The following is a 1,681-nucleotide window of genomic DNA, read 5'->3' on the forward strand; positions in this document are numbered from 1 at the left end:
ACCAAAGGTCGTTTTCAACGACCGTTGGTACCACAGCCACTGCGTCATTCCGGGGCCGCGCCGCGGAGCCCTGAATCCATAAACTCAGATTGCCCAGAACGAAGCGAAACGCTCTCCGCCTCGTCCTGAACTGTCAGCGGTTCCGAATTCCGGGCTCCGCTCTCGCGGCCCCGGAGTGACAGTGGAGAGCGACGATTCTCCACAGCCCGTCTCGACTGGCGATCTCGGGGTTGACCTCGGTGGGGTTGAGACACAGCGGCCCCCTACACCGCCACCCCGTGCAGATCATACGCATCCGCCGACTCGATCTTCACCGTCACGATGTCGCCGACCCGGACCGGGCGGCGGAAGGCGACGTGGACGTTGCCGTCGATCTCCGGCGCGTCGTATTTCGAGCGGCCCTTGGCGACGGTCGGGCCGGCGGCATCGATGATGACCGGCAGGCGCTTGCCGACCTTGGCCTTCTGGAGCTTCGCTGAGACTGCCTGCTGCGTCTCCATGAAGCGGCGCTGGCGCTCGGCCTTGACCGCATCCGGCACGGCCTCGGCCACCGCATTGGCGGGGGCGCCGCGGACCGGCTCGTACTGGAAGCAGCCGACGCGCTCCAGCTTGGCCTCCTTGAGCCAGGTCAGCAGCTCCTCGAACTCCGCGTCGGTCTCTCCGGGGAAGCCGACGATGAAGGTCGAGCGGATGGCGAGATCCGGGCAGGTGGTGCGCCAGGAGCGGATCCGCTCCAGCATCTTCTCCTGGTTGCCCGGGCGGCGCATGCGCCTGAGCACGGCGGGACTCGCATGCTGGAGCGGCATATCGAGATAGGGCAGCACCTTGCCCTCGGCCATCAGCGGGATGACCTCGTCGACATGCGGGTAGGGATAGACGTAGTGCAGGCGCACCCAGGCACCGAGTTCGCCCAACTCCTTGGCGAGATCGTAGAAGCGGGCGCGCACCTCGCGGTCGCGCCAGACGCTCGTGGCGTAGCGGGTGTCGATGCCGTAGGCGCTGGTGTCCTGCGAGACGACGAGCAGCTCCTTCACGCCGGCCTTCACCAGCTTCTCGGCCTCGCGCAGCACGTCGGCCGCCGGGCGGCTGACGAGGTCGCCACGCAACTGCGGGATGATGCAGAAGGTGCAGCGGTTGTTGCAGCCCTCGGAGATCTTCAGATACGCGTAATGCCGCGGCGTCAGCTTGACGCCCTGCGGCGGGATCAGGTCGAGGAACGGGTCATGGGCCGGGGGCACCGCCTCGTGGACCGCCGCCACCACCGATTCGTAGGCTTGCGGCCCGGTCACCGCGAGCAGGTTCGGGTACTTTTCGCGAATCTCCTCGGGCTGCGCGCCCATGCAGCCGGTGACGATCACCCGGCCGTTCTCCGCCATCGCCTCGCCGATCGCCTGCAACGACTCGGCCTTGGCCGAATCGAGGAAGCCGCAGGTATTGACGATCACCACGTCGGCGCCGTCGTGCTTGCGCGCCAGCTCATAGCCCTCGGCCCGCAGATGGGTGAGGATGCGCTCGGAATCGACCAGGGCCTTGGGACAGCCGAGGGACACGAAGGAGATTTTGGGAGCAGGTGCATTCATGGCGGGGGCAGGATCGGACGCCGGCCCACGGCCGAGCCGGCGCGAGCGGGATCAAGGATTTAGGGAAGGGTGCTGGGGCGCCCCATAGCACGGGGGAGGGC

Annotated in this window: 1 protein-coding gene; it reads right to left on the reverse strand. The window is 67.4% G+C overall.

Annotated elements, in window-relative coordinates:
- Window positions 1-263 precede the first annotated feature (263 nt).
- A complete protein-coding gene (gene rimO, locus VP06_RS08350) occupies window positions 264-1,580 on the reverse strand; it encodes a 30S ribosomal protein S12 methylthiotransferase RimO (RefSeq protein ID WP_048463323.1) in 1,317 nt (438 codons plus the stop codon).
- Window positions 1,581-1,681: the final 101 nt, after the last annotated feature.

Source organism: Methylobacterium aquaticum, assembly GCF_001043915.1.
Lineage (GTDB): Bacteria > Pseudomonadota > Alphaproteobacteria > Rhizobiales > Beijerinckiaceae > Methylobacterium > Methylobacterium aquaticum.